Annotated in this window: 28 protein-coding genes; 15 read left to right on the top strand and 13 right to left on the bottom strand. The window is 70.3% G+C overall.

The genetic code is table 11. From position 1 onward, the window contains the following. Window positions 1–17: 17 nt before the first annotated feature. The 3 genes from ACZ499_RS26300 to ACZ499_RS26290 form a co-directional block, all read right to left on the bottom strand. Window positions 18–1,286, bottom strand: coding sequence for a DUF6421 family protein (locus tag ACZ499_RS26300; RefSeq protein ID WP_468678464.1), 1,269 nt, complete (start codon window positions 1,284–1,286; stop codon window positions 18–20). Next, entirely contained in the window at window positions 1,283–1,864 is a 582-nt protein-coding gene (locus tag ACZ499_RS26295) for a type 2 periplasmic-binding domain-containing protein (protein WP_468678463.1), read from the bottom strand. Before ACZ499_RS26295 ends, ACZ499_RS26300 begins: the two co-directional genes overlap by 4 nt. A gap of 475 nt (window positions 1,865–2,339) precedes the next feature. After that, window positions 2,340–2,834, bottom strand: a complete 495-nt coding sequence (locus ACZ499_RS26290; RefSeq protein ID WP_468678461.1) for an FBP domain-containing protein — start codon at window positions 2,832–2,834, stop codon at window positions 2,340–2,342. 71 nt (window positions 2,835–2,905) lie between these two features. Here ACZ499_RS26290 and ACZ499_RS26285 point away from each other — a divergent pair, with 71 nt between their 5' ends. From ACZ499_RS26285 to ACZ499_RS26275, 3 genes are all read left to right on the top strand, one after another. Next, window positions 2,906–3,475, top strand: a complete 570-nt coding sequence (locus tag ACZ499_RS26285) for a TetR/AcrR family transcriptional regulator (RefSeq protein WP_468678459.1) — start codon at window positions 2,906–2,908, stop codon at window positions 3,473–3,475. Between the two features lie 64 nt (window positions 3,476–3,539). After that, on the top strand, window positions 3,540–3,737 hold the full coding sequence (locus tag ACZ499_RS26280) for a trypsin-like serine protease (RefSeq protein ID WP_468678458.1): 198 nt from the start codon (window positions 3,540–3,542) through the stop codon (window positions 3,735–3,737). Between the two features lie 164 nt (window positions 3,738–3,901). Continuing rightward, on the top strand, window positions 3,902–4,708 hold the full coding sequence (locus tag ACZ499_RS26275; RefSeq protein ID WP_468678456.1) for a hypothetical protein: 807 nt from the start codon (window positions 3,902–3,904) through the stop codon (window positions 4,706–4,708). A gap of 322 nt (window positions 4,709–5,030) precedes the next feature. Here ACZ499_RS26275 and ACZ499_RS26270 read toward each other — a convergent pair whose 3' ends face one another. Then, on the bottom strand, window positions 5,031–6,296 hold the full coding sequence (locus ACZ499_RS26270) for a serine hydrolase domain-containing protein (protein ID WP_468678454.1): 1,266 nt from the start codon (window positions 6,294–6,296) through the stop codon (window positions 5,031–5,033). Between the two features lie 220 nt (window positions 6,297–6,516). Between ACZ499_RS26270 and ACZ499_RS26265 the strand changes: the two genes are divergently transcribed. The 4 genes from ACZ499_RS26265 to ACZ499_RS26250 all read left to right on the top strand — a co-directional run bounded on the left by ACZ499_RS26265 (window position 6,517) and on the right by ACZ499_RS26250 (window position 9,383). Beyond that, entirely contained in the window at window positions 6,517–6,921 is a 405-nt protein-coding gene (locus ACZ499_RS26265; protein ID WP_468678452.1) for a DUF4440 domain-containing protein, read from the top strand. A 405-nt stretch (window positions 6,922–7,326) separates the two neighbouring features. After that, the gene (locus ACZ499_RS26260) at window positions 7,327–7,461 is read left to right on the top strand and encodes a hypothetical protein (RefSeq protein WP_468678450.1); all 135 of its coding nucleotides are present in this window, start codon (window positions 7,327–7,329) and stop codon (window positions 7,459–7,461) included. A gap of 147 nt (window positions 7,462–7,608) precedes the next feature. After that, window positions 7,609–8,865, top strand: coding sequence for a phage baseplate protein (locus tag ACZ499_RS26255; protein ID WP_468678447.1), 1,257 nt, complete (start codon window positions 7,609–7,611; stop codon window positions 8,863–8,865). Between the two features lie 53 nt (window positions 8,866–8,918). After that, complete coding sequence (locus ACZ499_RS26250) at window positions 8,919–9,383, top strand: hypothetical protein (protein WP_468678446.1); 465 nt, start codon at window positions 8,919–8,921, stop codon at window positions 9,381–9,383. 65 nt (window positions 9,384–9,448) lie between these two features. On the opposite strand, the gene ACZ499_RS26245 is transcribed toward ACZ499_RS26250, so the two are convergent. Both ACZ499_RS26245 and ACZ499_RS26240 read right to left on the bottom strand, forming a co-directional pair. Next, entirely contained in the window at window positions 9,449–9,883 is a 435-nt protein-coding gene (locus ACZ499_RS26245; protein ID WP_468678445.1) for an NUDIX hydrolase, read from the bottom strand. Window positions 9,884–9,959: 76 nt separating this feature from the next. Further along, window positions 9,960–10,124: a hypothetical protein gene (locus ACZ499_RS26240; protein ID WP_468678443.1), complete on the bottom strand. Its 165-nt coding sequence runs from the start codon at window positions 10,122–10,124 to the stop codon at window positions 9,960–9,962. On the opposite strand from ACZ499_RS26240, the gene ACZ499_RS26235 reads away from it, so the two are divergent. Beyond that, window positions 10,119–10,418 carry a monooxygenase family protein gene (locus ACZ499_RS26235; RefSeq protein ID WP_468678442.1) on the top strand — a complete coding sequence of 100 codons (300 nt, stop codon included), beginning with the start codon at window positions 10,119–10,121 and terminating at the stop codon, window positions 10,416–10,418. The two genes, ACZ499_RS26240 and ACZ499_RS26235, sit on opposite strands and share 6 nt — an antisense overlap. A 41-nt stretch (window positions 10,419–10,459) precedes the next feature. Here the strand turns inward: ACZ499_RS26235 and ACZ499_RS26230 are convergent, their stop codons facing one another. Together ACZ499_RS26230 and ACZ499_RS26225 are read right to left on the bottom strand one after the other, a co-directional pair. Next, window positions 10,460–11,359 (bottom strand): aminoglycoside phosphotransferase family protein, encoded by a 900-nt coding sequence (locus ACZ499_RS26230; protein ID WP_468678440.1) that lies wholly within the window; start codon window positions 11,357–11,359, stop codon window positions 10,460–10,462. A 61-nt stretch (window positions 11,360–11,420) separates the two neighbouring features. Then, on the bottom strand, window positions 11,421–12,104 hold the full coding sequence (locus ACZ499_RS26225; RefSeq protein WP_468678438.1) for a GNAT family N-acetyltransferase: 684 nt from the start codon (window positions 12,102–12,104) through the stop codon (window positions 11,421–11,423). Window positions 12,105–12,442: 338 nt separating this feature from the next. Here ACZ499_RS26225 and ACZ499_RS26220 point away from each other — a divergent pair, with 338 nt between their 5' ends. The 4 genes from ACZ499_RS26220 to ACZ499_RS26205 all read left to right on the top strand — a co-directional run bounded on the left by ACZ499_RS26220 (window position 12,443) and on the right by ACZ499_RS26205 (window position 15,813). After that, window positions 12,443–13,048: an HAD family hydrolase gene (locus ACZ499_RS26220; protein WP_468678436.1), complete on the top strand. Its 606-nt coding sequence runs from the start codon at window positions 12,443–12,445 to the stop codon at window positions 13,046–13,048. A gap of 97 nt (window positions 13,049–13,145) precedes the next feature. Beyond that, window positions 13,146–14,078 carry a GDSL-type esterase/lipase family protein gene (locus tag ACZ499_RS26215; RefSeq protein ID WP_468678434.1) on the top strand — a complete coding sequence of 311 codons (933 nt, stop codon included), beginning with the start codon at window positions 13,146–13,148 and terminating at the stop codon, window positions 14,076–14,078. Window positions 14,079–14,270: 192 nt separating this feature from the next. After that, window positions 14,271–15,137, top strand: coding sequence for an ATP nucleotide 3'-pyrophosphokinase (locus ACZ499_RS26210; RefSeq protein WP_468678433.1), 867 nt, complete (start codon window positions 14,271–14,273; stop codon window positions 15,135–15,137). Between the two features lie 97 nt (window positions 15,138–15,234). Next, window positions 15,235–15,813, top strand: coding sequence for a dienelactone hydrolase family protein (locus tag ACZ499_RS26205; RefSeq protein ID WP_468678431.1), 579 nt, complete (start codon window positions 15,235–15,237; stop codon window positions 15,811–15,813). On the opposite strand, the gene ACZ499_RS26200 is transcribed toward ACZ499_RS26205, so the two are convergent. Genes ACZ499_RS26200 through ACZ499_RS26190 form a run of 3 tightly spaced genes read right to left on the bottom strand, consistent with a single transcriptional unit; the run spans window position 15,810 to window position 17,387 of the window. Then, window positions 15,810–16,661: a hypothetical protein gene (locus ACZ499_RS26200; RefSeq protein WP_468678430.1), complete on the bottom strand. Its 852-nt coding sequence runs from the start codon at window positions 16,659–16,661 to the stop codon at window positions 15,810–15,812. The two genes, ACZ499_RS26205 and ACZ499_RS26200, sit on opposite strands and share 4 nt — an antisense overlap. Then, window positions 16,645–17,235, bottom strand: a complete 591-nt coding sequence (locus ACZ499_RS26195; RefSeq protein WP_385822849.1) for an RNA polymerase sigma factor — start codon at window positions 17,233–17,235, stop codon at window positions 16,645–16,647. The genes ACZ499_RS26200 and ACZ499_RS26195 overlap by 17 nt, the downstream gene beginning before the upstream one ends. After that, window positions 17,232–17,387: a hypothetical protein gene (locus tag ACZ499_RS26190; protein WP_371649695.1), complete on the bottom strand. Its 156-nt coding sequence runs from the start codon at window positions 17,385–17,387 to the stop codon at window positions 17,232–17,234. Before ACZ499_RS26190 ends, ACZ499_RS26195 begins: the two co-directional genes overlap by 4 nt. 489 nt (window positions 17,388–17,876) lie before the next feature. Between ACZ499_RS26190 and ACZ499_RS26185 the strand changes: the two genes are divergently transcribed. From ACZ499_RS26185 to ACZ499_RS26175, 3 genes are all read left to right on the top strand, one after another. Beyond that, complete coding sequence (locus ACZ499_RS26185; protein ID WP_468678427.1) at window positions 17,877–19,076, top strand: phospholipase D-like domain-containing protein; 1,200 nt, start codon at window positions 17,877–17,879, stop codon at window positions 19,074–19,076. Between the two features lie 195 nt (window positions 19,077–19,271). Further along, window positions 19,272–20,540 (top strand): phage baseplate protein, encoded by a 1,269-nt coding sequence (locus ACZ499_RS26180; RefSeq protein ID WP_468678426.1) that lies wholly within the window; start codon window positions 19,272–19,274, stop codon window positions 20,538–20,540. Between the two features lie 59 nt (window positions 20,541–20,599). Beyond that, window positions 20,600–21,049, top strand: coding sequence for a hypothetical protein (locus tag ACZ499_RS26175; RefSeq protein WP_468678424.1), 450 nt, complete (start codon window positions 20,600–20,602; stop codon window positions 21,047–21,049). An 18-nt stretch (window positions 21,050–21,067) separates the two neighbouring features. On the opposite strand, the gene ACZ499_RS26170 is transcribed toward ACZ499_RS26175, so the two are convergent. Further along, window positions 21,068–21,913 carry a hypothetical protein gene (locus ACZ499_RS26170; RefSeq protein ID WP_468678423.1) on the bottom strand — a complete coding sequence of 282 codons (846 nt, stop codon included), beginning with the start codon at window positions 21,911–21,913 and terminating at the stop codon, window positions 21,068–21,070. Between the two features lie 108 nt (window positions 21,914–22,021). After that, window positions 22,022–23,170 (bottom strand): citrate synthase, encoded by a 1,149-nt coding sequence (locus tag ACZ499_RS26165; RefSeq protein WP_468678422.1) that lies wholly within the window; start codon window positions 23,168–23,170, stop codon window positions 22,022–22,024. Between the last annotated feature and the right edge of the window lie 58 nt (window positions 23,171–23,228).

Below are 23,228 nucleotides of genomic sequence, written 5' to 3'. Positions count from 1 at the left end.
AGGTCTCGATGGCTTGCTCACACCTCGGCCGGCGCGAAGTACAGGGGTGGCAGGGACGCCAGGCGGCCCCGTGCGCGCACGAGCGTCAGCTGATCGTCCGTGAACGCGTAGCGGTCGCCCTCGGCGCCCTCTCGCAGTTGCGTTCGTACCACTTCCCTGGCCGCAGCGCGGTACTCCTCGGGCGTGCTGGCCGCGGCTTCCATGGCCTCTATCGTGTCGACCAGTTCACGCAGTCCGTCGAGGACGCGGTCGTACGACAGCGACAGCCGCCCACCGTGGTCGGCGAGGGCACCGCGTTCGCGCAGCCACGAGTAGAGGAACACCCCGGTGCCCGCGTCGAAGTTGCGGACCGCGCGGGCGTCGAGCGGATAGCGGAACATCCGCTCCAGAAGGATCATGGCGATCTGTTCGTCGGCGTACGGAACGGCGTCGTCGTGGCAGGCGAGCACGGTCTTGGCGTCGACCTTCAGCTCTTCGAGCAGGCCGATGAACCAGTTCATCTTGAGTTTGATGTGACGGTCGAGCGGCCACTGCCCCTGGTGGTGGAAGTAGTCGTGCAGATATCCCCAGAGGGAACGGGCCTGATAACAGACCTCCGGGTCCATTCCGGTCGAGGCGCGCGGTACGGAATCCGGGGTGAGTACGGACCGCGCGGACGGCACCGCGTACGTCTCGTGGATTCTGCGGAATTTACTGAAGAAGAAGATGGCGTAACCCTGTTCGGCCACCTTGTCGTGAGCCGCGACATTCTCCGGGAAGAAGACGATGCAGTTGCCCTTCGTCAGCCCTTCGCTTCCCGCGAGCAGCACGGTGGCCTGGCAGTTGTTCTTGGGGTGCGGATAGCGGTCGGCCAGCTCGGGCAGCGCGTCGGGCTCCTTGCGGCGGACGAGGAAGAACTCCATCCGCCTGCCGACCGGCGGGACGCTGTTGGTGGTCTGTACGGGGGCGAGGAACGCCGCCCAGTCGCCATCGGCCGGGGCGGTCAGGGCGTCGCGGCAGCGGGCGAAGTGCGGTGGCGTGTCGAGTCCGGCGGCCAGCCAGCCGTCGATGTCGGCGGCCAGCGCGTCGGCCTGGCCCGTCCTGCCGTGCCCGGCGAACCAGCGCACGGCCTCGTCCTTTATGGCCAGCAGGCTGCGCCGGTCCTCCTCGCCCGGTTCCGGGACCGTGCCGTCGTCACGCTGGCGGGCGCGGAAGGCGTCGATCCGCGGCAGGAGCCCCCGGCCGAGCCGTTCCGCCTCGCCGAGCATCTCGTCCTGCGGGCTCCTGGGGCCGGGCCTTCCGGTCACGGAGCGGCCTCCCGCACGTGGTGCACGGTGTAGACCATCGGCACCTCGCCGAAGCTGCGCAGGACCCGCAGGCCGTGGGCCTTCGCCGCCACGACCGTGGTGACGCACCCCTCGGTCTTGCCGTCGGCGCAGTCGATGGCCGCCTGCGCGTTGCTGGTCACCAACTGCCGTTCGCTCGCCGGTGGTACGAGACCGGCCGGCGCCGGATGCGTGGCCACGGTACGCGGCTCGGCGTGCCCGCCCTGCGCGACGGCGAGCACCATTTCGTGGGTGGGCCACACGAAGGAGTCCACCATGCGGCAAACCCGCAAGTTGCCGAAGACCAGCGTGTGCAGCTCCGGATAGACGGCGCAGGCGACCAGCGCGTGCTCACCGTTTCTGGGCACGGTCTCCATCGCGTATTCGAGGGTCGCGTGCAGGGTCACCCGCCCCTCGCTCTCAAGGCCCTGTCGACGGAACCACTCATGGGCCGCGGCCTCCAGGTTGGTGCCGGTCGGGCCCAGGGTGTGCAGATGCCGTATCTCGCCGATGGGCGAAGGCGATGAAGAATTGACGCATGCTCGCTCCCGCGTCACCATTCCCACTCCCCCATGCTCCCCCGCGGTTCTCCTGTTGCCCTCGGGCAACACGCGGGCTGCGCGTCGGTGCACGGTCCGCGTCGGTGATCCTAAGCGGCCCCGCCCGACGGCGGCCACCACGTCGGACGCGCACCGATTGATTTCCCACACTGTGGCTATTTCCGCCCGTTCAACGTTCCGGAAATCCGGCGACAAATGCCGTCGGGGCGGGTGACAATCGCGTCCCTTTCACCCGCTCACCCGGTCGGTCGCCGTACGCATCGCGTCATTCCGTGTGCCGCTCCACGGCACACACCGACGCAACACACGCGCCCCGGACGCCGTCAGCCCCACCCGGCGCGGCCTGAAGCCGACGGAGCGCCCCGGCCCCGCCCTCACCGTGACGCGTTGTCCGGGGCGTCGCCCGAAGGGGGACCTCACGGGTACCGCCGCACGTTCCGGCCCCAACGGGCGGCCTGATCCCGACGCCCGCCGGTCAGACCGCCGTCACCTTGGCGGCGAACGCGGCGAGGTTGGCCACGGTCCGCTCGATCTTCTCCTCCAGAGTGATCGTCTCGTGGAGCCGCGCACCGGCGCCCACGTCCTTCTTGCCGCGTACGTACAGCGAACACGCGAGGTCGCTGCAGACATAGATGCCCACCGAGTTCCCCTGCTGTCCCGCCTTTCCCGCCTTCGGCGCGACCATCAGGGAGACGCCGCCGTCGTGGGTCGTCAGGCATATCGAACACATGCTGCGGCGGGCTTGCCCGGAGGTGTGCCCGGGGCTCCGCAGCACGAGGGCACTGACGGTGCCCTCCAGCTCGGTGACCAGATAGGCCCGGCCCGGCGCCTGTGGATCTCGCCAGCCGAAGTAGTCCAGGTCGTCCCAGGGGAGGTCGGCCAGGTCACGCGGCACGGACAGGCGCTTCGCCTCGCCCTTGCTGCAGTTCACGAACGCGGCACGGATCTCTGTCTCAGTCAGCTGCTTCATATGGGTGAGGCTAGTTTGCCTAAAGGTGTTAGGCAAACACATAATCGTTCCAGGCGAGCGAGAGGGAGACGATGGGACGCGTAGGGCTGAGCACGGAACGCCTGACCCGGGCCGGGGCGGAACTGGCCGACGAGGTCGGCTTCGAGCAGGTGACCGTCTCGGCGCTCGCCCGGCAGTTCGATGTGAAGGTCGCGAGCCTGTACTCGCACGTCAAGAACTCCCAGGACCTCAAGACGCGGATCGCACTGCTGGCCCTGGAGGAGCTCGCCGACCGGGGCGCCGCCGCGCTGGCCGGGCGAGCGGGCAAGGACGCCCTGGCCGCTCTGGCGAACGTCTACCGTGACTACGCGCGCGAACACCCCGGCCGCTACGCCGCGGCCCAGCTGAGGCTCACCCCGGAAGCGGCGGCCGCCGGCGCGGGCGGCAGACACGCCCAGATGACACGGGCCATCCTGCGCGGGTACGACCTGAGCGAACCCGACCAGACACACGCGGTCCGGCTGCTCGGCAGCGTCTTCCACGGCTACATCACCCTCGAACTCGGCGGGGGCTTCAGCCACAGCGCCCCCGACACACAGCAGACCTGGACCCGGATCCTGGACGCCCTGGACGCCCTGCTGCGGAACTGGCCCGCGCAGTGACCCCACCCCGCACCCAGCCGCAGACCGCCCGGGCGGCGCGTTCCCGAACCCCACGATCAGCCGCGTGCCGCACGCCATGGCGTGCATCGGCGACTCCGGCGGACCGCAGATCCAGCGGGGCCGGGACGGCCGCTGGGAGCTCATCGGCACCACCTCGGGTCCGGGCACCCCGGGCGTGGCCTGCTCGGACGGCCCGGGCCTCTACAGCAGCGTGCCCGCGTACGCGGACTGGATCCGGAAGACGATCGACAGCAACCGCTGAGAGCACTGCCGTTGGCCCGCGCGAAACGTGGAGACGTGGAGACGTGGACAGGTGGCCCTGGCGACGCGCGAGCGAAGCCCCTGACGACTCCTCAGGGGCGCCTTCGGGCCGAGTCAGGGTCGTCCCCGATGATCGGTGGCCGGTCGGCCACCAGGATCAACGGTATGAAGACGAACAAGATGAAGACCGTGGCCCGGAACCGCCGAACGGGCCGCGCCGCAGCGGGAGTCGGAACCGTGGCCGCCGCCGTCGCCCTCCTCGCCACGGCCGCGCAGGCCCCGGCCCTCGCCCAGGGCACGGCCGACCCCGCCCCGGACGTGTTCTCGCACGTCGACTACGGAGACTGCCCCACCGACCTCCCCGCCGGCGTCGACCGGAACAAGTGGCGCTGTGAGGTGACCGTCGGCTACTCGCACTTCAAGCTCGGCGGGATCGCCGTCCCGGACATGAAGCCGATCACCTTGACGCACGCCGAAGGGCCGCTGCCGGACGGCACGTTCGGGCAGGTCTTCGGGACGCTGCGGGCCGACGCGACCTCGGTGCCCGGCGGCCTGCTGGGCCGGGCCGGGGACCCGGCCGGCCGCAACCCCCTCCTCGGCCTGGCCATCCAGCCCGAGTACGGCGGTTACGCGGACTTCCTGGGCACCGGCACCGACAAAGGCGCCCTGGACATGAAGTTCCGGCTCGTCTCGCCGCTGCTCGGCGAGCGGTGCGCCATCGGCACGGACGCCCACCCGGTCGCGCTCCACCTCCGGAAGGACGGCCCCAGCACCTGGCTGTCGCAGAATCCGCCGCTGGTCCGCTTCAGCGCGTACGACGAGACCCTGACCGTCCCGGCCGCCTCCGACTGCGGCCCGCTCACCGGCATGGTGAACCACCGCTTCGGCCTGCCCGCCAAAACCGGCGAAAGCAAGATTACGTACACGGCGTACTACACCTTCAAGACGTACGACCAGCTCCCGGCGGCCTGAGCACGCGTCCCGGTCCAGCGTTCCAGGGACGCCCTTTTCCGCAGGTCGCAGGGGTATTTCACCCCAGCGTCCCGAACTGGGCATTTACCACGCCGACAACTATCGGTACATCCGCTTCCAGGACGTCCTGGACCAGTGCCGCGCCTTCCTGCGGTCGAATCCGCGAGAAGTGCTGATCACGCGGGTCAAGTACACCAACGTGCTGCAGCTCCTGATCGACAAGAACTTCGTACGGTAGTGGGCACGGGGTAGGTGCCGCTTCCCGAGCGCGGGTGCCCGCCGCCGTCACCGGCGGCGGGCACCGTTCTGCGCATGGGGCAGGTCAGATGCGGGTGTCCTCGACGGCCGGGATCCAGCGGCTGTCGTCCCTGTCCGCGTCGCCGTTTCCGGTGATCGAGCGGTGCGATGCGGGGGCGGTGGGTGCCTTGCCGCAGAACGCGGGCTCCAGCGTGTTCGTCAAACCGCTGGTGACCGCGCCGTTGTTGGAGGCGTTCGCGAAGAGGACGACCGTGCGCTTCCCGTCCGGGGTGGAGAACGTCTGCGTCTGGTAGCCCTGGACGATTCCGCCGTGGCCGAGCACCTTGCCGCAGGAGAGCGCGATCTCCCTGATCCCCAGGCCGTAGCTGATCTTCGCCGTGCTGGTGGGGAGCACGCTCGTCATCTGCCGCAGCGACTCGTCGGAGACCAGCCCGCCGGAGCTTCCGGCGAGCAGAGCGGTCATGAAACGGTCGAGATCAGGGGCGGAGGAGACCACGCCTCCCGCGCTCCAGACCCACGACGCGGTCTGCTCGGTCGAGTCGAGGAGCGGCTTGGTGCGGTCGTCGTTGGTCAGATAGCCGGTGACGTGCGGCCCGGCGATGGTCTTCTCGGGCACGGTGAAGGTCGTCTGACGCAGCTTCAGCGGCTCGAAGATCTGCTCGCGCAGCAGCTCGGCGTAGGGGCGCCCGGTGAGGTGCTCGGCGGCAAGGGCCATCAGCACGAAGTCGGTGTTCGAATACGCGTACGCCGTCCCCGGGGTGTACTGCAGACCGTGCTTCACCGACATCGCCACGAGGTCCCTGGGCTCGTACACGTTGTTCCGGATGCGCTTCTCGAAGGCGGCGGTGGTCTCCTCCCCGTTCTGTTCGAGGAGGTCGTTGGTGTGGTCGTACACACCGGCGCGGTGCTCCATGACCTGGCGCGCGGTGATCGACCAGCTCTCGGGAAGCGTCCCGGCGGGCAGGTACTCGCGCAGCGGCTTGTCCAGGTCGATGCGGCCCTGCTCGGCGAGGCGCATCACCAGGACCGAGGTGAACATCTTGGAGTTGCTGCCCACACGGAACCGCAAGGCCGCGTTCATCGGCCTACCGTCGAGGTCGGCCTTGCCGACGGTCAGCGTCCGGCCCCGCTCGGGGTTGCCGTGGTCGCGGATCACCGCGAACGCTCCCGGCGCCCCCGCGTCCACGACGCGCTGCAGAGCGGCGCGCACCCCCGACACATCCGGCTCGGCCGGGCTCTGCGCGGCGGACGCGCCCACGGCGCTCCCGGCCATGAGGGCCACGGTGGCGGTGAGGGTGGTCACCGAACGCGCGATCGTGATTCCAGCCATATGAGAAGTACCCCTGTTCCCCGGTGACTTGGTCAGTGCCCCGGCCTTCTTGGCACTCGTACATCCAAGATCGTATAGGCCGGGACGGCATCGGACCGGATCGTGGGCGGCTTCACCCCGACGGGAGTCGTTTCAACGGGCCGTCCCGCCGGGGGCTTGCCGACACACCAGCCGTAGGCGACGATCAAGCGCCAAGCGTTCACTCGTGGGAGGGACAGTCGTGTCCGACGTCAAAGCCGAGCTCGACCAGTTGATACATACCTTCCTCGGCGCTTTCGCCAACACCGGAGGCACCCGGCCCGACGTCGACGTCATCCGCGAGGTGTTCATCCCCCAGGGGATGATCATCAGCAACGTCGGGGGCAAGCTCGTGATCTACGACCTCGACGCGTTCATCGAGCCCCGGGAGAAGATCCTCACCGACGGGACTCTGACCGAGTTCTCCGAATGGGAGGTGGCCGAGCGGACCGAGATCTTCGGTTCGATCGCCCACCGGTTCAGCGAGTACGGCAAGTCCGGTTTCCTCAACGGCGAGTGGTTCGAGGGCTCCGGTCACAAGACAACCCAGTTCGTCCGCACACCTGCCGGCTGGAAGATGAGTTCGGTGGCCTGGGACGACGTGTAGCAGGCCCCGTGACCGGCCGGTCAGTGGTCGCGATGGTCCTTTGCGGTGGTCTTCGCCCGCGGCACCCGCCAGGTGGCTCTGTGGCGACAGGGGGGTGTGTGAGCCTGGGCCCGAGGGGGGCATCCCACTTACGAGGAACTGGTTGTTCCGGTGTTCCCTCTCTCCCTGGCCCGTCCCGGCGCGAGATCCCTCAGGCACCTGCTGACCGCGGCCGTACCGTCCGTGGCCGCTCTCCGCGCGACGGCAATTGGCCCTGCCCGGCGGGGATCAGGCGTGCCCCGGGGCCGCCCTGGCCGCCGGACCGCTGCCCGGCGGGCTCGGCCCGCGCGTGCCGGGCAACTGTCCCCCCGACGGCTACCCGCTGGGTATGTCCTGCCGCGGAACCGGGTCAGCGGCCCCCACGAGGTGACCGCCGCCAACAAGTCCAGGGGCGTCACCGTCAAGCTCACCAACCGGCGCGGAGAGCCCGACAAGGGCGGCAAGGGCGGCAAGGGCGGGAAGGGCGGGCCCGGCGACGCCCGCGACCAGATGACAGAGTGACCGGCCGGAACGGCCCGGTCCCCACCCGGGCGGCGCGCGCTGTCGTACGCCCTGCGGCAGCGCGGCCGCTCTGGTGAATTCCCGGTATGGCACATGCGTACGATCTCGGTCGGTGGGGCCGGATCGCGCCCCACAGAAGGGGAATCCATGGCCATTACCGATACAAACGGGATCAACCTGTCCGGGGTGACCGGCAAGCTCATCCAGACCGTGCCGTTGACGAAGAATCCCGCTCCGCAGGCGTTCGCTTCCGACCCGGTCAACGGGCACGTCTTCGTGCTCCAGATGGAGAGCGCCGCCAAGACGCCGCTCGGGAACATGTATCTCAACCGCATCGACCGGAACACCGGCCGGCTGACGGGCAGCATGTACCTCACGGGCTTCGGGCACGGGATCTCGGTGGGGGCCGAGCCGGTCGGGACCGACACCTGTCTGTGGACCGAGGTCGGACCGGTTTCCCCCAATGACGGTGTCAGCAACGCCTTCGGTACGGCCGTCACCCGGTTCCCCTTCGTCGACGGGACCACGCTGGACCAGGCCGACGTGCCCGCTTCGAAGAAGTTCTGCCCGCCGGGCGGACGGAGCACCGGCCCGTCGGTGGACCTCGCCAACAACATCCTGACGATCGTCTACTTCAAGGGCAGTGTGCGGTGTTTCACCCGCTATGACCTGGCCAAGGCGGCTCAAGGCGAGTGGGTGGAGGTGGGCAGCACCTTCGAGCTGCCGGCGGGCGCGGAATCGGGACTCACCTTCCAGGGTTACACCGCCCTCAACGGCGTCCTGTACCTCTACCAGTGGAAGAAGGACCCGGTCACGACCTACCCGGGGACCGCGTACATCACTTCGTACTCCCTGGACTCGAAGACGAAGCTCGACTCGCAGGTGGTCACCGGCGCCGACGGTCTCGAACGGCGCGAGCCGGAGGGGCTGGCCGTCGAGGTGGACCCCAAGACCGGTGAGACCCGGCTGCTGTTCGGCTTCAGCGACACCGTCCCGGGAACCACCGGGCGGCGCAACGTCACCATCGGCTGGTACCCGACGCAGCCGGCGGTCGACGGAGTGAAGGTGCTGTCCGACTGGGAGAACCTCACCCTCGCCGCCGGGGTCAAGGCGGGCGCCGAGGCTCCGCGAGGCCGACTGGTCGCCCTCGCCGACACCACGTATCTCCAGCTGCGTGGCACGCTCACCTGCAACCTCACCGCCGACACCCTCATCGCCACGCTGCCGCAGCGGCTCTGCCCCACGCGGCCCGTGCGGCAGAACACGCCGCGCAACATGTACTACGGGGTGGGAGTGTGCCGGGTCGAGGCGAACAAGCTCGGCGAACTGTGGGCGTTCGGCGCCACCGCGGACAACACCATCTCCTGGATCGACCTCGACTGCGTCTCGGCCGCCTGGCGATGACGGCGCCGGACCTCGGCCACCCCCACCACCTCTCGCGATCCGGAGGATCGACCATGCCCTCGCGCACCACCAGCCGCCGCTCCCTGCTCGCCACGGCCCTCGCGGTACCCACCGCGGCCGTCGGTGTGCCACTGCTCACCGCCTCGCCCGCCGCCGCTGCCCCGACCGGAGTCCAGGTAGTCGTGGACTGGACGGCTATCGCGCTGGCCGCGGGCGTCTCCGCGGGCGCGGACACGCCCGCGCAGGCCCGCGTGGTGAGCATCGCGGGCACCGAGTTCCTCCAGCTGCGCGGCGTGATCACCTGCAACGTCTCCGGCGACTCGCAGCTGGGCACCCTCCCGGCGACCATCCGGCCGCCGAAGACGACGCGCGGTGTCTGCCCGCGCAACAACCACCTCGGCGTCAACGCCACCCGCGTCGAGGCCGACACGGCGGGCCGCGTGACGGTCTACGGCCCGCAGACCACGGACCCGGTCACCTGGGTCCAGCTCGACAACTTCTCGTCGGTGCTGCGCTGACGGAATCGGGGTGGGGCAGGACCGGTTGCCCCACCCCGTCCACGGGACACCGTGCCCGAAGGCGGTCACACGCCTCGGTCGCCGAGCATACGCAGCCCGTCGACGGCAGCCGGGGAGAGCATCGGGTACCGCAGCTCCGACAGCGCGATCCAGCTCACCGCGTCGGTGGAGCCGTCGATCTCGATGACCTCCGACGCGCCGTCCGCCATGAGCTCGACGGCATAGAACAGCCCGGTCAAGTGCCAGTCCACGCCACCCCGGCTGACCGCATACGTCCGCGCATCGACCAGCCGCGCACCGGCAAGCTCGCGTCCGGTCTCTTCGCGGAGTTCACGCGCGAGGGCCTCCACCGGCTGCTCGCCCGGGTCGATCCCGCCGCCCGGCAGGTGCCAAAGCCCCGGAGCGAAGACCGGTGACGACTCCGACAGCCGGGCCAGCAGCAACCGCCCCTCCTCCAGCGCGAGCGCGTACGCGGAGACACGAATCCGCACGTCAGCCATCAACTCCCCCTCGAATCGGACCACCTGACATCGCGGGGAACTCCAGCCATCGGCCCGCGTGACGCACGCCCCGGCTCTACAACCCGTACCGCCGGGCCGACTCCTCTTCCCGGGCCAGCCGGTGGAGCGCCCGCAGCAGCGGCTCGAAGAGGACCGTGGCCGCCACGGCGGTCTCGGCCTTCTCCGCATCCGAGGACTGGGTCTCCACGAAGTCCAGGTCACGGACGGCCACTTGGTGCATCAGTTCATTGTACGGTTCCATGAGGTCGGCGTCCCCGGGACAGCCGAGCCGTCTCAGCGTGGCCACCGCGACCACCAGCGCTCGGTGGTCGGGAGAGAGGCTGCCCAGTTGTGGCACGAGGCGTACATCGTGCCCGAGGGGTCGTACGAGTCGATCTACGCGGACATGCCGCCCTTCGGGCTGGCCGCGGCGACCGGAGTGCTGCCGCTCGAAAGCCGGGGCCGACGCGCGGCGGACCGCCTGGCGCACCGGAGCGGGGCATCCGCCAACACGCCTTCTGTGTCGCAGAGTTGAAGCTCCGGGAAGTCTTGGGGCCACCCGGCCGGGTGAGGCGCTCAGTCCTCTCCCAGCACCGCCCGGATCACGTGCCGGGCGTTGTTCGCCATCGCCGGGTTGGTCTTCCGGTAGCAGGGCAGCGCGATCAGCGCCTGCGAGAGCGTCCGTCCCCGGCCGCGGATCCAGGTCGCGTCGTCCACGCCGAGCGCATCGCGGAAGACCTCCCGCGCATCGGCGGGCAGCAGGTTCCAGGCGGGGAAGAGGTCGCAGGCGGGATCGCCCACCCCCATGCACCCGAAGTCGATCACCGAGGTCAGTCTGCCGCCGTCCACGAGCAGATTGCCCGGCATCAGATCGGCATGCAGCCACACCGGCGGCCCGTCCCAGGCCGGGGCCCGCAGCGCGTCCTCCCACGCGGCGACCGCGCCATCGCAGTCGACGCCCTCCTGCGGGATCGCTCGCAGTTGCTCGATCGCCGCCCGGGTCGACTCGTCGAGCGAGGCGACCGGCCCGCCGCGGTAGGCAGACGGCGCCCGCGGCAGGGTGATGCTCCGCATCGCCGCCACGAACTCGGCCAGATCCTTGGCCAGCGGCACGGGTTCGCTCAGCGCTCCCGCCTCGGGGTTCTCCCCCGTCAGCCACCGGTACACCGACCAGGCCCACGGATACCCCTCGGCCGGCTCCCCTCTGCCGAGCACCTCGGGGACGGGCGTGGGCAGCAGTGACGCAAGGCGGGGCAGCCACTCCTGCTCCGTCGACACGTCCTCGACCCCGCCCTCCACCAGCGGCAGCCGTACGACCATGCTGTCGCCCAGCCGGTACATGGCGTTGACCGTCCCGCCGGACGGAAACCGCACCACCGGCAGCCCCGCCCACTGAGGGAACTGCCCAGCGATCAACCGCCGTACGAGTGCGTCGTCGACGGGGTGCAGGCCGGGGTGCATCTGCCCTGTGCTCATGGGCCACCATCCGACCGCCGGACGGCGGTGGGCGTCAAACACTTTTTCCCTGCGCTTTCCCTCACGCCGGGACGAGCGAGCGCATACCTGTCGCCTTCGGGCGCGCACCAACCCTCTGTTCGAGCTGTTCCCGCACCTGTGGCCACTCTTCGTCGAGGATCGAGTAGAAGGCCGTACTGCGGACCATGCCGTCCAGACCGCGGGAGTGGGCCCGGTGGACGCCGTCGAGGGCCGCGCCGAGGCGTTCGATCGCGGCGCGGGAGCGCAGGTTGCGGGCGTCGGCGCGCAGGGACACACGTCGGACGCCCCAGGTCTCGAAGGCGTGCCGCAGCATCAACAGCTTGGCCTCGGCGTTGATGCCCGTGCCCTGGGCGCACGCGGAGAGCCAAGTGCCGCCGATCTCCGCCGCGTCCGGGATCGCGGTGTGTACGGGACCCAGCGGGCCGCGCGGTGCCGGCGGCCAGGGCACCGGCCCCTGCCAGTAGTCCAGCTCGCAGAAGCGCGTCGAGCCCACGACCCGGCCGTCCGCGATCCGCACCGTGGCGAAGGGCAAGGCCCGTCCTGCCGCCCGAGCCGCCACCGCGTCGGCGACATACCGCTCCGTCGCCTCCACCCCACAGGGCACGGGCGTGAAGGCATAGCTGCTGCGGTCCTCGGCGGCGGCTCGGGCCAGCGCCTCGACGTGATGTTCGGCGAGCGGCTCCAGCCGGAGGGCGCGGCCGCGGAGGGTGACGAGTTCGGGCACGGGCCTTGCGTCCTTGAGCGAAGGGGCGGGAAAGTGACAAGCCCCGGTCGACGGCACGGTGGACGGTCGTCGCCACCGTTGCGCGCGGGATGTGGCTCAGTGTGTGCCCCCTATGCCGCCGCTCGGGAGACTGGCACGTGAAGGAATACCGACGTGGGGGTGAAAGCAGGGTGGGGTGCCGGCCCACGAAGGGCCTCCGCTGTCGACAGAACTGTCACAAGAGGTCCGGTTGCTTGACCCGGCCCAAGGGCGAAGACGGAGAGTGGGTGTACAGGTCACGTGGGGGGACTGAGGGCGTGCCTACGCCTCGGCCATGTGACGGATGAGGGGGAGCCCTGATGGACTCGCGCTGCGTCATCCTCGACATCGGTGGCGTCCTGGAGATCACTCCGGATACGGGGTGGGTGCCACGCTGGGAAGAGCGGCTGGGGCTGCCTGCGGGCACGGTGGAGGAGCGCCTGGGAGACGTCTGGCAGGCGGGAAGCATCGGGACCATCGACGAGCGCGAGGTGCACGAGCAGATCGCACACCGCCTGCGCCTGGATGCGCCGTCGACGGAGGCCTTCATGGCCGACCTCTGGGCCGAATATCTGGGCACGCCGAACGAGGAACTGATCGCGTACGTGCGCACACTGCGCCGACGCTGCCGCCTGGGCATCCTGAGCAACAGCTTCGTCGGCGCGCGTGAACGGGAAGTTCAGCTGTACCGCTTCGACGAGTTGGTGGAGCAGATCGTCTACTCCCACGAGATCGGCGTCGGCAAGCCCGACCCGCGCGCCTTCGAGCTGACGTGCACCCGCCTGGAGGTGCGACCGCAGGACTGCCTCTTCATCGACGACTTCGTACCCAACATCGTGGCTGCCCAGGAAGCCGGGATGCACGGGCACCTCTTCGAAGACAACACGCGCACGATCGCCCGCATCGAGACCTACCTCGCCAGGTGAGTCGGGCGCAGGCGGCACGGGAGCTCCGGACCCGACGGCCACGGCGCCCGTTAGGGTGATCTTGATCAACCCTTCAAGAAAGGCCCCGCACCCCAAAGTGACCGCCTCACGCCCTCACGCCCTGTTCTCCTTCGGCACGCTGATGGACGAGCGGGTCCAGACCGCCCTCTTCGGCCAGGGCGTGCCCACTTCTCCGGCGTCGCTCGTCGGCTGCACGACCAGGCCACTGGCGATCACCGACCCGTCCGTGATCGCCACCAGCGGTCTGGACGTACATCTGACGCTGGAGCGCAAGTACGGCGCCGTCGTCGAAGGCGCCGTACTGCGCCTCACCGACCAGGACCTCGCCGCGGCCGACGCCTACGAAGTCGACGACTACGTCCGCCGGCGGGTCCTCCTCTCCTCCGGAGAGCGCGCCTGGGCCTATCTGGACGCGAAACCGCTGCGCCCGGCGGCGCGCATTGTGATCGTGGGCGACAGCATCGCGTACGGGCGCTGCGATCCGCGGGGAGGATGGGCGGCCCGCCTGGCGGCCACCCACATCGCCCGGAACGAGGCCGAACACCGGGTCTTCCATCTGGCCATCCCGGGCAGCACCCTGGCCGAGGTCAGCGAGCAGACACCGGAACTGCTGGCGCCTCGTCTGCCCGACACCCTCATCGTCGCCGCCGGGATCAACGACTCCGCCGTGCCTCTTTCCGCCCCGGAGGCCGACGGGCTCGCGCACATCGCGGACAGTCTCGGCTCACTCGCTGCCGCTGCCCTCGATCACAACGCGCGACTCGTCGTCATGGGACCGACGTGGCTCGACGAAGAACGTACCCGGGACTACGGAGGCCTGCGTTTCACCAAGGCCCGGGCGCTGGCCCTGCGCGAGGCGATACGGGCCTGGTGCCAGGAGAACCACATCGACCACCTCGACATGTGGGAGCCCCTGTACGAGAAGACCGACCTGCTCGTCGACGGCCTGCACCCGGCAGCGGAAGGGCACGAGGCGCTCTACCAGCACCTCACCGCTCTCGGCTGCTGAGTCCGGCAACAGGGCGCGCCTGTGGGATCACGCCGTGGTGCGGTGTGATCAGGACAGCATTCGCCCGGTTGGGGCCCAGGCGACAACTCGCCGCCGCTTCCTCCTGTTGGGTCTCTCGTCAGAGACCGTCCGTTGCCCGGGGCTCCCCCGGGCAGCGGACGATCGCCGCCGAGAGAGGAACACCAGGCACCGATGAACATCAGTCGTACCGTCTCGCGGGCCGCGACCGCCGCCGCACTGGCCGCGGCGCTGAGCGTGGGCGCGATCCAGAGCGCGACCGCAGCTCCCCCGGTCGAGCGTGCGGGAACCGCCCGTACGGTCAACGCCCCCGTATTCGCCCCCGTATTCGCCCCCGTATTCGCCCCCGTATTCAAGGAGCCGCTGGACGACGGCGGCTGGAAGGGCGACGGGCTGTCGCTCAATGCCGCCGACAACGCCAAGGTCGACGCCTTCATCGACCGGGCCAAGAAGGCCGAGCGTTCCATCAGCCCCCGGGTGAGGGCGGCCGCGCTGCTCAGCGGCGCCGAGCTCATCGGCTTCGACCACCGCCTCAAGTCGGCCGACTCGCTCAAGCGCAAGGTCGCCACCTCCTTGCTGGAGCACCCGGGGCAGCAGGTGAACGACGCGCTGGCCGGTATCAGCGACTCGGTGCGCTACACCCTCCAGTGGCCCGAGGGCCATTACACCGAGGGCGTCACAATCGCCGCCTCCATGCTGTCCACCTGGCACAACGACAACACCAAGTGGTCCAACACCTGGGGCCGCGCCAAGGGCTACAAGGCCATCAACTCCGCTTGGCGGGCTCCTCGTTCGGAGCACCTCTTCGAGGTGCAGTTCCACACCCCGGCGAGCAAGTACGCCCAGGAGGCCACGCACAAGTTGTACGAGGAGCAGCGCCTCCCCGGCACGACCCCCGAGCGGGCCGTGGAGCTCCAGGCTCAGCAGGACGCGATCTTCGCCGCGGTCCCGGTCCCGGCGGGAGCGGACCGCCTGACCGCTCCGGCGCCTCTCGTGCCCCGGCTGCCCCAGCCGTCCCTGCGGCCCCAGCCCGTCGGCTGAGGTGACCGTCGGCTGAGCCGGCCAGGGCGGATGTCAGTGCCTCCGGCAATACTCGAAGCCGTGGAGCCGCCCCGGTTCCGTGCACGAAAGGACAGACATGGCCGAGGTATTGCTGTTCCACCACGCGCAGGGCCTGACCTCCGGCGTCCGTGCCTTCGCGGAGGCGCTGAGGGCGGCGGGCCATACCGTTCACGTCCCGGATCTGTACGAGGGGCGGGTCTTCGACGACCTGGAGGACGGTGTGGCCCACGCGCAGGAGACGGGGTTCGGCTCGCTCATCGAGCGGGGGCGGACGGCCGCCGAAGCGCTGCCGGCCACACTGGTCTACGCGGGCTTCTCCCTCGGCGTGCTGCCCGCGCAGTCCCTCGCCCAGACCCGCCCCGGCGCGAAGGGTGCGCTGCTGTTCCACTCCTGCGTCCCGGTCACGGAGTTCGGTGACGCCTGGCCGCAGGGGGTTCCGGTCCAGATCCACGGGATGGACGGGGACGAGTTCTTCGTGGAGGAGGGTGACATCGAGGCGGCCCGGGCCCTGGTGGAGTCGGCTCCGGACGCGGAACTGTTCGTCTACCCCGGCAAGCAGCACCTGTTCGCCGACACCGGCCTGCCCTCGTACACCGAGGAGGCGGCCGCGCTGCTCACGCAGCGCGTGCTCGCCTTCCTCGACGGCGTCGGCTAGGGACTGTCCGAAGGGCCGGGCGGCCATGCCTCGCCCGTGTTCACCCGCCGTCCCGTCGTGAAGGACGTCGGGCGAGCACGGGTCGGGCGTTCCGGCAGGGGGTCCGGGGCGCGGCCGGGCGGTATGCGCGGGGAGCGGGTGGTGGCCGCGTGAGTGGTCAGGGCCCTGATGTGGTCGGCGAAGTCGGGGTCGGGCAGCGGCAGGTCGAGGTCGTCGTCGACGTACGAGAGCGCGGCGGGTATGTAGTCGAGGACGGCGTGGACCAGGTCGGGCACCGGCAGCGGGCCGGTGCGCAGGGCGCGCAGGATGCGCAGCGTGGTGGTCAGGTCGACGTTCGCGACGGTCGCGCCGTGGGCGCTGAGGGTGTCGGCCTGGGTGTGCCACCACTCGGCCTCGGGGTGTTCGCCCAGGGCGCGGTGGTGCAGGCCGAGGCAGAACGTGGCGGCCGCGTCACCGGCGCCGGCCGCGTACTGCCACCAGAAGCGGGCGGATTCGGGGCGGCCGGTCAGATGCAGCATGCAGCCCAGGATGCGGGCGCCGGCCGGCTCGGGCAGCGCGCGGGCGAAGAAGAGCTTGAGGTCGTCGAGGGCGTCGGGGTGGATGACGAACATCTCGCAGACGACGGTGAGGTCCTGGGCCGCGCACACCTCGTCCAGCGGCGGTCCCGGCTCGGAAAGGAGCGCCCGCCAGGCGGACAGCCGGGTGCGGCCCGCCCGGGCCGGAAGAGTGGGCGGCGGAGCGGCGACGCGGGCGGCGAGGCGCTGCTCGGCGGCGTCGACGTCGGCCTCGGTGCAGGGCTGGTGGGACAGGCGGGCACGGGCGAGCACTCCGTCAATGGGCGATGTCATCAGCGTGTCCCTCCTCGGTCTGCTGGGCCGCGAGGCCGAGGGTGTGGCGCAGGCGGCGCTTGGCGTGGCGGGCGGTGGAGCGGACGGCGGCCGCGGTGATGCCGAGGTGGTCGCCGACCTGTGCGGGGGTCAGACCGTGGAGGTGGAGCAGGAGCATGACGTCCATCTGGCGCGGCGGGAGCTGGCGTACCGCGTGGAAGAGGGCGAGGCTCTCCTCCAACTGGCCGATGGGGTCGGCGGTATGGGCCAGGGCGACGGTCTCGAAGGCCGCCGCCTCCAGCAGGGCCGGGCGGCGTTTGCGGGCGCGGGCCAGGTCGAGGGTGCGACTGCGCAGCACGCTCCAGGCGTAAGCGGCGGGGTTCTCCTTCGACAGGACGACGGTCCAGATCATCAGGAGCTGTTCGAAGGCGGCGTCGACGGCTTCCTCGGCGTCCGCGCGGTGGTGGAGGATGGTCTGCGCCCAGCGCAGATAGACGGGCCGGTGCATATGGTGGAACGCGCTGAAGTCCACCGGAAGTTGCTGGTTCGTCATCGCGGGTCTGCCCGGCGCGCGGTACGTGAAGTCCTGGCTCACCGGTCTCCCTCTCCGTCCGTACGCAGCAACTCGCTCACACCCGTCCGTACGCCCGCGGCGGCCGCGCGCCGCAATAACAGGGCCGCGTCGCGGCCGAACACCCGCATCGCGAGAACTGCCAGGACCACATCGCCTACCCGATCGATCGTCACGAGACTTTCGGCTCCTTCCTGGTGCACCACTGGGCCCGCCCGTCCCGCCCCCCGACGGCCCCGGAAGGCGCTGGTGCGCGCCTTCGAACAGATGACGCGCGTCGGCACCGGAATGTGCAACCGCGGACCGTGAAAGGTCACGGGGCACTTGCGTTCCGGGGACGAACGTGCGTTTGCAGCGCTGCGCTCGCCTCCCGAAAGCACCGGTGGCGTGGATCCGTCCCACCCGACACCGGGGCCCTGACCTGCCGTTCGAGCGATCGGGGCAGTGCGTACGCGCAAGATTGCGCAAACCGCAAGCAACGCGACGCCAGTGCCTCATGTGACGTAAGACACACGAGGTGCGAGGCAACCGATTTCGGCAGGTGCCGTCGGGGGGCCTGGCCCTGCGGGCTATCGTGCACCTGCTCACAGCAGGAACGATCTTTGTCGACGACCTCTGTCAACGACCTCTGTCAGCGCAGTTCGTCAATGACCTTTTGTCGAGGAGTGAGAGACATCAGACGTATATGTGCCGCGACGTTGCTCGCCGGGTCCCTCCTGGCCGCGTTGCTCGGTCCGTCCCCGGCCGCCATGGCGGACCCGGCGCCGATGCCCACGACGGGCGCGGTCTTCAACGACCCGCAGGGCACCGTGGCCGAGCAGAACGCGATCAAGGACCACATCGTCGGGGTGATCGACAACACCCAGAGCGGGCGTACGCTGCGCGCCGCCATGTACGCCCTGACCGACACCGGCTACAGCGACGCGCTGACGCGCGCCCACGACCGGGGCGTGCAGGTCCGGGTCGTCCTGGACTACGCGTTCTCCACCTCCACGGCCGCCACCCAGCTGGTGGCCGCCCTCGGCAAGGACATGACCCAGCCGTCCTGGGTGCACGTGTGCCCGAAGGACCGGGCGTGCATCGCGGACACCACGCTCGACCCGAGCAAGAACCACATCAACCACAACAAGTTCTTCCTCTTCTCCCGGGTGGGAGACGTCGGCGTCGCCGAGGACGTGGTGATCCAGACGTCCGCCAACCAGACCGCGGCGAACACCTCCCGGTTCTGGAACAACGCCTACACCTCCGTGGGCAACACCGACCTCTACACCGCGTACACGGCGTACTTCGACGACCTCGCCGCCGAGAAGCGCAACGCCGACTACTACCGGCAGGGCACCACGTCCGGCGGCGAGAAGTACTACTTCTTCCCGCAGCAGACCGGCGACCTCATGGTCGACGTGCTGAACAACGTGTCGTGCACGGGCAACACGACGGTGGGATCCGCCTCCCACAAGACGGTCGTCCGCGTCGCCGCCTACGTCTTCACCCGCGCCGAGGTCGCCAACAAGCTGAGGCAGCTCGCCGACCAGGACTGCTGGATCGAGGTCGTCTACAACGAGACGAGCCAGCTCGCGGCCCTCGGCAACCACGCGCGGATCAAGCCGTACAAGCTCCACCTCGACAACGGCACACCCGACAGCGAGGCGGACGACCTGTTCGTGCACTCCAAGTACCTTCTGGTCGAGGGCAACTACGCGGGGCACCCGGACACCAAGTGGACCTTCACCGGATCCCACAACCTCGACGTCTCCTCCCTCCGGGAGAACGACGAGGCGCTGCTGCGCGTCGAGGGCGCCACGACCCACGACGCCTACCGGAGCAACTTCCTCGCGATGCGCTCCAAGGCCACCCTGACCGGCTGACAACGAGCGGCCGGCATTGAGCGGCCGAGACGGGCGGGGGCCGCGGCCTTTCCTGACATGTCGGGCTTGCTGGTGCGCCGTTCGAGGCTCGGGCCTTCATCGGCGCACCACGGCTCCCCTTACGGGAACGCCCGTGCGAAACTGTCGCCGATCCGATCACGGCAGCACCGAAACGTGCATGAAGGAGCGGCGTCGTTGAGCGTCACCATTGAAGGACAGATAGACCTCGCGGGACCGGTGGGCAAGCTGCTGCACCGGCGCCCGCTCAAGAACAGCACCGTGATGCAGTCGTTCAGCACCGAGCCGGTGTCCGGCGACCTCTTCGTACTCCAGCTGATGCAGGGCGGCCTGACCCTCAGCGGGGAGTCCGCGCCGGTCGACTACGACACCCGTAACAAGCACGGCGACATGTGCGTGACCCGCCTCAACCGGTCGGGCGCGATCACCGGATACATGTATCTGCGCGGCTTCGGCCACGGTGTCAACCTCGGCGTCGAGAACCGGGGCGGCGTCATCCGTCTGTGGACCGAGACGGCGTCGCAGCCCAACAGCAAGAACGAGGGCTTCGGCACCTCCATCACCAACTTCGACTTCCGGTCGGGGACGGTCCTGGACTACGGTTCCTCGCTGCACGCCACGCCGTACCGCCCCACGCCGGGCGCGCTCTTCGCCACCCCCACCATCGACCGCAGCGCCAACGAGCTCGTGGTGCGGTTCTACGACGGCGGGACGCACGTCGAGCGGTACGACCTGGCCAAGGCCTCGGCGGGCGTCTTCGAGCCGCTCCAGCGCATCGAGCTGCCCACGGACCTGGGCGTGTTCCAGGGATACGCCTCCCACAAGGGCGTGCTGTACCTGCTCAGCGGCGAGTCCAGCACGAGCACCAGGAATCCCCCGCCGGGCAACACCTACATCACCGCCATGGAGTGGGCGACCGGAACGGTCCTGACCCGGCAGTTCATCACCGCCGCGCCGGGGCTGGAGTGGCGCGAGCCCGAGGGCCTGCACGTGGACGTACGGAACGGCGTCACCAACCTCCACTTCGGCTTCGCCTGCGAGGACCCCGGGCCGCGCACCTGCACCATCGTGACGCTCCCCGACACCCCCGAGGTCGACGGCGTCAAGGTGATCACCGACTGGCAGCCGATCGCGCTCGCCTCGGGCGTCACCGCCGACCTGAACCCGCCCCAGGGCCGGCTCATCAGCGTCGCCGGCACCACGACGCTGCAGCTCAGCGGTGGGGTCAAGGGCACCTTCGACGGCGACGCGGTCATCGGCACCCTGCCCGACACGCTGACTCCCAGCGTCGAGGCCCGCGCCAACGTGCCGCGCAACAACAACGGCGGCTACTGCGCCGCCCGGGTCGAGGCCGGCACCGACCGCGCACTGCGGCTGTTCGGCGGACGCGACACCAACGCCATCACCTGGGCCCAGCTCGACAGCTTCAGCGCCGTCTGGCGCTGACCGCGCCCACAGACCTCTCCGTCATTTCGCACAAGGCCTCGTCAAGGAGACCAACCACCATGTCCTACAACCGCCGCAGCATTCTCGGTGCCGCCTTCGCCGTACCCGCCGCCGTGGCCGTCGCCAACATCGCCACCGCCTCCCCCGCGGCTGCCGCCGGCGTGGAGGCGGGCGACTGGGCCGACCTGGTCCTGGAGCCCGGCATCACCGCGCAGACCGGCTCGACCCCGCAGGTCCGCCTCGTCACCATCGCGGGCACCACCTTCCTGCAGGCCCGCGGCATCGTCACCGGCAGCTTCTCCGCCGACACCAAAATCGCCACACTGCCCGCCGCCATGGCCCGGCCGACCTCGTACATCCGCGCCACCGCGCCCCGCAACAACAGCCAGGGCATCAACGCCTGCCGCTTCGAGGTGAACACCGCCGGTTCCGTGACCGTCTACGGCGCCAACACGGGCAACCCGATCACCTGGGTCCAGTTCGACTCGGTCCAGACGATCTGGCGCTGAGGCCGGTCCGCCGGGCGGTCACGCCTGCGCAGCGTCACCCGGCACTCCTGCTCGGGCCCCGGTCCCGGCGTCGGCGGGAGTGCCGCGGCGCCGGGGCCGCCCCCGGTTCCGGCCCCGGCGCGTGCGGAACCGGCCGGCCCGCAGCCAGGCCTCGGCCTCCGGATTCCGCGCGGCCAGCTCCGCCAGCGCCGGGTGCGGACCCAGCAGGGCCAGCCGTTCGGCGACGGGGTCGGGCAGTTCGGCCGGAGTGCGCAGACCGCCGATCCAGGCGAACTGCGCGAACAGCGCGAGGCCCGTGGCGAAGGCCCCGGCCCACTGGAGCGCCCCGTGGGGTACTCGGTCGAACAGCCCGGCGGTGGCGAACGCGAACTGCCCCAGGAGCAGCATCAGGCCGGTGCAGCCGAGACAGCCGAGGTCACGCGGCGGAGCCGGCCGCTGCGGCATCAGATGGTCGTGGCAGGCGGTATGGAACTCCGTCCGGACGTCGTCGAACACGGCGTCGCGGAGCACCACGTTGCCGAGCGTGGCGGGCGCGGTGCGGCGGCGCAGCGCGGCGAGCAGGGCGTCCGGAAGCGGGTGTCCTGCACCACGTGCGGGGTCGGCACCGGCGGCGGTGAGGCTCAGGTTGCCTCGGTGGTTGACGGTGACCAGCCCGTCGAGCAGCAGCCGGGCGGCTGCCGCCTGGATGTCGTCCTCGGGCCACCACTCGTCGCGGACGGCGTGGTACGGGTCGAGCTCGATCGCGGCGCAGTGCGCGACCGCCGCCCGGTACCACCGGCGCTCTTTGCGGCGGCGCAGACCGAGTGCCGCGTACAGCACGGCTGTCACGGGCAGTACGGCGCAGGCGAGGACGACCGGGTTCACGCGCTGAGCGTAGGGGCGCGGCGCGGGAGCGGTACATCCATTATTCGACGGCTCCGGGAAGCGCCGAGTGCCGGGCGCCGCACGCCCGAACGGGGTGGGACAGGCCCCTCAGAGCGCGGGCACGGGCTGCGGCGTGGGCGGGCCCACATAGCGGGCCGCCGGGCGGATGATCTTCGAGTCCGCCGCCTGCTCCAGGATGTTGGCGCTCCAGCCGACCACCCGGGCCGCGCAGAACGTCGGGGTGAACATCTCGCGCGGCACCCCGCACAGCTCCATGACCACGCCCGCGTAGAACTCCACGTTGGTGTGCAGCTCCCGGCCGGGCTTCAGCTCGGCGAGGATCGCCTCCACCTGCCTCTCCACCTCGACGGCGAACGCGACCAACGGGCCGCCGATGTCCTCGGCGATGCCGCGCAGCATGCGCGAGCGAGGGTCCTCGGTGCGGTAGACGGGGTGGCCGAAGCCCATGATCCGGTCGCCCGCCAGGACGCGCTCGCGCACCCACGTATCGATGCGCTCCGGGGAGCCGATGGCGTCGAGGGTGTCCAGGGCGCGGCTGGGGGCGCCGCCGTGCAGCGGGCCGGAGAGCGCCCCGACGGCCGCGACCAGGGACGCCGCCATGTCCGCGCCGGTGGAGGCGACGACGCGCGCGGTGAACGTGGAGGCGTTGAAGCCGTGGTCGACGGTGGAGATGAGGTACCGCTCGATCGCCCGGACGCGGTCGGGCTCGGGCAGCGAACCGGTCATCATGTAGAGGTAGTTGGCGGCGTACGACAGGTCGTCGCGCGGCTCGACGGCGTCGAGTCCCCGGCCCAGCCGGTAGAGCGCGGTCAGCAGGGTCGGGACGGCGGCGCAGGCGGCGAGCGCGTCCTCGCGGCGCCGGTCGGCGTCGAGGTCGTAGACCGGCCGGAACCCCTGGGCGGCGCCGAGCAGGGAGAGAGCGGTGCGCAGTCCGGCGAGCGGTCCGGAGGCGGCACCCGCCGCGGCGATGCCGGGCAGCGCGTCGCTTACCTCCCGGGGCAGACGGCGCAGGGCCGCGGTGCGGGCGGTGAAGTCCGCGAGGGCAGCGGCGTCGGGCAGTTCGCCGTGGAACATCAGGTGCCACACGTCCTCGAAGCCGCGGGTCTGCGCGAGCTCGACGGCCGAGTACTGGCGGTAGTGGTAGTAGCCCTCGCGGCCGCGGACGTCCCCGAGTGCGGTGTCCGTGACGACGACACCCGCGAGTCCGCGGGGTACTGCCGTGGTGGTGGTCGACATGTCTCTTCCTCCCTCAATGTTGATTCGACTGTCTATGATTGACGAGATTGCTGTCAAT

It is taken from the genome of Streptomyces sp. NPDC031265, assembly GCF_055570295.1.
The sequence above is the reverse complement of the archived record's forward strand: the minus strand, read 5'-3'. Positions and strand labels throughout refer to the sequence as shown.